Genomic DNA, 4,445 nt, shown 5'->3' on the forward strand with positions numbered 1-4,445 from the left:
GCTGAAGATCCGCACTGTGGCCGCCGAGATGGGCGTGGGCCAGATGCCGGTGCGCGCCGCCTTGCAGCGGTTGGCAGCCGAAGGCGCGCTGGTCAACGTGCCGCACGCTGGCGTGACCGTGCCACGGTTGTCATTGCCCGAGTTCGACGACCTGCTGCAGATGCGCATGCTGCTCGAGGGCGAGGCCGCTGAGCGCGGTGCGGCACGGCTCGACGCGGCCGGCACCAAGGAGCTGACGGCGCTGTGCCGGCGCATGGAACGCGCCCTTGCCAAGGCGAACGCGAGCGACTACCTGGCCGCCAACGAAGACTTCCACGTGCGCCTTTACCGCGCAGCAGGATCACCGCTGCTTTTCGAACTGATCGACACGTTGTGGCTCAAGGCCGGCCCGATCTCGAACCAGCTCTTCGACACGCCCGACGCGGCCGCCGTGTTGAACGACGCGCACGAGGATCTGGTGAAGGCTCTGGCCCGACGTGACAGCGCCGGCGTGCGCCGCGCGGTGGAGAAGGACATCTTTGTCGCCGGGCAATTCCTGCGACAGGGGCTCAAGGCGCCGGGACGCTGAGTACGCCCGAGCTGCAGGCCTTTAGGCTCGCTCGATGCGTGCCCAGGCCGAGTGGTTGTGAATGCTTTCGAAGTTCTCGACATCCACGACGTAACGGCCAATACGCGAATCCGCGTTCAGCGCCAACGCCACATCCCGCACCAAGTCCTCGACGAACTTCGGGTTCTCGTAAGCGCGCTCAGTCACCCACTTCTCGTCGGCACGCTTGAGCATCGGCCAGATCTCGCTCGATGCGGCTTCCTCGGCAAAACGCACCAGCTCGTGCCACTCGATCGGCGCCGATTCGGGCGATGCCACTTCGACGCGGATCGTGACCAGCGAACGCTGGTTGTGGGCGCCGTAGTCCGAGATTTCCTTAGAGCACGGGCACAGGCTCTTCACCGGCACGCCAACTTCGATCCAGACTGAGGTTTGACCGCTACGCTTTTCGGCCACCAGGGCGCCCGCATAGTCCAGCAGGCTTTGCAGGCCCGACACGGGTGCGCGCTTGCGGATGAAAAACGAAAACTTGGCCTCGATGCGACCTTCGGTGGCGTTGAGCTTGTCCAGCATCAACGGCAGCTCGCGTGCCAGCTCGGCTGCGTCCACCGCCTTGTTCAGCGCATCCAGCCAGGCCACGAAGCGCGACATGTGGGTGCCCTTTTTCTCGGCGGGCAGCGCCACATCCAGGTTCCACAACGCGGCCGTGCTTTGCTCGGTGCCGGCCACCTTCAGTGTCAGCGGGTAGCGCACGTCCTTCACGCCGACGCGTTGGATCGCCACGTGACGCTCGTCGCGTTCGCTCTGGGTGTCGGGGATGTGCAGCGCTTCGGTCGGGTGATTCATGGGAAAACAGCGGGAAACCAGCTGCGTAGCTTCGCAGCTTTCGACAGCGCTTGCTGTCGCCAGGGTGAATGCCGATCCGTGTTAAGCGGCCGCCGGGGTGACCAGCGACAGAGGTGCACCGAAGCGCTTGATCACCGCCTGCTCGATGCCAGCGGCGTCCAGCCCGCACATCGCCATCAATTTGACCGGGTCACCATGTTCGATGAACTCGTCTGGCAGACCCAGGCGCAGCACCGGTGTGTTCAGGCCAGCGGCGGCCAAAGTTTCCAACACCGCGCTACCRGCACCACCAGGCAGGCAGCCTTCTTCGACCGTCACGATCGCTTCGTGCGTGCGGGCCAGCTGCAGCACCAGCTCGGTGTCCAGCGGTTTGGCGAATCGCATGTTGGCGACCGTCGCGTCCAGCTTGCCGGCGGCCGTCAAGGTGGGGTACAGGATGGTGCCGAAAGCCAGCATCGCGATGCGGCGGCCTTCGCGGCGGATCTCACCCTTGCCCCAGGGCAGCGTCGTCAGGGTCGGCTGCACTGCCACGCCAGCGCCACTGCCGCGCGGGTAACGCACGGCGACCGGGCCTTCGTGCTTGAACGCTGTCGTCAGCGCTTGGCGGCACTCGTTCTCGTCGGCCGGCGTGAGCATTGCCAGGTTCGGCACACAGCGCACGTAGGCGATGTCATAGGCGCCGCAGTGGGTGGCGCCATCAGCGCCGACGATACCGGCGCGGTCCAGCGCAAACATCACTGGCAGGTTCTGGATCGCAACGTCGTGGATCAGCTGGTCGTAGCCGCGCTGCAGGAAGGTCGAGTAGATCGCCACCACCGGCTTCAGGCCTTCGCAGGCCAGGCCGGCGCCAAAGGTGACCGCGTGCTGCTCGGCGATGCCGACATCGTGGTACCGCTTCGGGAAGCGCTTTTCGAACTCGACCATGCCCGAGCCTTCGCGCATCGCCGGCGTGATGCCGACCAGGCGCTCATCGGCCTCGGCCATGTCGCACAGCCATTGGCCAAAGACCTGCGTGAACGTGGCCTTCGGCGCCGTGGTGGGCTTTTGCAGGCCGACGGCCGGGTCGAACTTGCCCGGGCCGTGGTAGTTGACCGGGTCGGACTCGGCCAGCTTGTAGCCGTAGCCCTTCTTCGTCACCACGTGCAGGAACTGCGGGCCCTTGGCTTCACGCAGGTTTTCCAGCGTCGGCACCAGCGAGTCGAGGTCGTGGCCGTCGATCGGGCCGACGTAGTTGAAGCCGAACTCTTCGAAGATCGTGCCCGGCACGACCATGCCCTTGCTGTGCTCTTCGAAGCGCTTGGCGAATTCGTACAGCGGGGTGTTCTTCAGCACGCTCTTGGCGCCCTCGCGCGCCGCGGCGTAGAACTTGCCGCTCATCAGGCGCGCCAGGTAGCGATTCAACGCGCCCACCGGCGGGCTGATCGACATGTCGTTGTCGTTCAGGATCACCAGCATGTCCGGCAGGCCGTGGCCACCGGCGTAGCCGCCGTGGTTCAGCGCCTCGAAGGCCATGCCGCCGGTCAAGGCACCATCGCCGATGATCGCAACCGCCTTGCGGTTTTCGCCCTTCAGCTTGGCGGCGTGGGCCATGCCCAGCGCGGCCGAGATCGAGGTCGACGAGTGGCCGACGCCGAAGGTGTCGTATTCACTCTCGCAGCGGCGCGGAAAACCGCTGATGCCGCCCAGTTGCTTCAGCGAGGCCATCGCCTCGCGGCGGCCGGTCAGGATCTTGTGCGGGTAGGACTGGTGGCCCACGTCCCACACCAGCCGGTCGTACGGCGTGTTGAAGACGTGGTGCAGCGCCACCGTCAGCTCGACCGTGCCCAGGTTTGACGACAGGTGGCCGCCGGTGCGGCTGACGCTGTCGAGCAGGAAATCGCGCAACTCGCCGGCCAGCGTTTTCAGCTGGGCACGGTTGAGCTTGCGCAGGTCCTGCGGCGACTGGATGGTTTGCAACAAGGCTTGGGTCATGGCTTGCTCGCGATCCGGCGATGGCACGGTCGGGTCAATGATGGCGGTCAACCACTTTGTCGGCCAGCCAGGCCAGGCGGTGGGTGCGGCCCAGGCCGCTACGCTGCAGTGCGGCTTGCGCCTGCTCACGCAGCTCGTCGGCATGGCGGCGCGCGGCGGCCATGCCCAGCACGGTAACGTAGGTCGGCTTGTTGTTTTCCAAGTCCTTGCCGGCGGTCTTGCCCAGCGTCTCGGATTCTTGCGTCACGTCGAGGATGTCGTCGACGACCTGGAAGGCCAGGCCGATCGCCGCACCGTAATCCGACAACGCATTCCATGCAATGGGGGTGGTGGCGCCGCAAGCAGCACCCATCAGCACACTGGCTTGCAGCAAGGCACCGGTCTTGCGGCGGTGCATGTCGCGCAGCGCGGTTTCGTCCAGCCGGTGGCCGACGCTGGCCAGATCGATCGCCTGCCCCCCCGCCATGCCTTGGTGGCCAGCGGCACGGGCCAGCAAACCGACCAACTTGGCCTGCAGCGCGGGCGGCATGCCTTGCTCGGGCGTCAGAACCTCGAATGCCAGGGCCTGCATCGCGTCGCCGGCCAGCATGGCCTGCGCTTCGCCGTATTGCACGTGCACGGTCGGCTTGCCGCGGCGCAGCGCGTCGTCGTCCATGCAGGGCATGTCGTCGTGCACCAGCGAGTAGGCGTGGATCAACTCGACCGCCACCGCAGCGCGCATCGCGGCGTTCGACTGACCGTCGACAGCCTCGCAGGCGGCCAACGCCAACAGCGGACGCAAGCGCTTGCCACCGTCCAGCACGGCGTAGCGCATCGCATCGCCCAGCCCGGCCGGCGGATCGGCTGGCACCAGGCTGTCCAACGCCGATTCGACGGCCGTCAGCTCAGCGCGTGCCCATTCATCAAAATCTTCTGGTGTCATGCGTTCGTCCAGGGCTTTTGCAGCCCTTCCTCGAGGACCTTCACTTGGGTCTCGACGCTCGCCAGCCGAGCGCGACAGAAATCAAGCAGGACGGCGCCGCGGCGATAGCCCTCGAGCAGACGGTCCAGCGGCAACTGCCCGCCCTCCATGGCCTGGACC

General features: G+C 66.2%; 5 protein-coding genes. 1 reads left to right on the forward strand and 4 read right to left on the reverse strand.

The window, feature by feature from the left end:
* On the forward strand, positions 1-568 hold a 568-nt coding region (locus AC1DYI_RS27630; protein ID WP_477207329.1), incomplete at its 5' end, for a GntR family transcriptional regulator.
* A gap of 21 nt (positions 569-589) precedes the next feature.
* On the opposite strand, the gene folE2 is transcribed toward AC1DYI_RS27630, so the two are convergent.
* The 4 genes from folE2 to xseB form a co-directional block, all read right to left on the reverse strand.
* Positions 590-1,393: a GTP cyclohydrolase FolE2 gene (folE2, locus tag AC1DYI_RS27635; protein WP_477207330.1), complete on the reverse strand. Its 804-nt coding sequence runs from the start codon at positions 1,391-1,393 to the stop codon at positions 590-592.
* An 81-nt stretch (positions 1,394-1,474) separates the two neighbouring features.
* Positions 1,475-3,364: a 1-deoxy-D-xylulose-5-phosphate synthase gene (dxs, locus tag AC1DYI_RS27640; protein WP_477207331.1), complete on the reverse strand. Its 1,890-nt coding sequence runs from the start codon at positions 3,362-3,364 to the stop codon at positions 1,475-1,477.
* Positions 3,365-3,398: 34 nt separating this feature from the next.
* Positions 3,399-4,286 (reverse strand): polyprenyl synthetase family protein, encoded by an 888-nt coding sequence (locus tag AC1DYI_RS27645; protein ID WP_477207332.1) that lies wholly within the window; start codon positions 4,284-4,286, stop codon positions 3,399-3,401.
* The gene (gene xseB / locus AC1DYI_RS27650) at positions 4,283-4,435 is read right to left on the reverse strand and encodes an exodeoxyribonuclease VII small subunit (RefSeq protein ID WP_477207333.1); all 153 of its coding nucleotides are present in this window, start codon (positions 4,433-4,435) and stop codon (positions 4,283-4,285) included. Before xseB ends, AC1DYI_RS27645 begins: the two co-directional genes overlap by 4 nt.
* Between the last annotated feature and the right edge of the window lie 10 nt (positions 4,436-4,445).

Source organism: Ideonella sp. P3_A4, assembly GCF_056403075.1.

Coding starts and splice junctions, on each gene's coding strand:
- folE2 (WP_477207330.1), bottom strand. CDS start 1,393: ATGAATCACCCGACCGAAGCGCTGCACATCCCCGACACCCAGAGCGAA.
- AC1DYI_RS27645 (WP_477207332.1), bottom strand. CDS start 4,286: ATGACACCAGAAGATTTTGATGAATGGGCACGCGCTGAGCTGACGGCC.
- xseB (WP_477207333.1), bottom strand. CDS start 4,435: ATGGAGGGCGGGCAGTTGCCGCTGGACCGTCTGCTCGAGGGCTATCGC.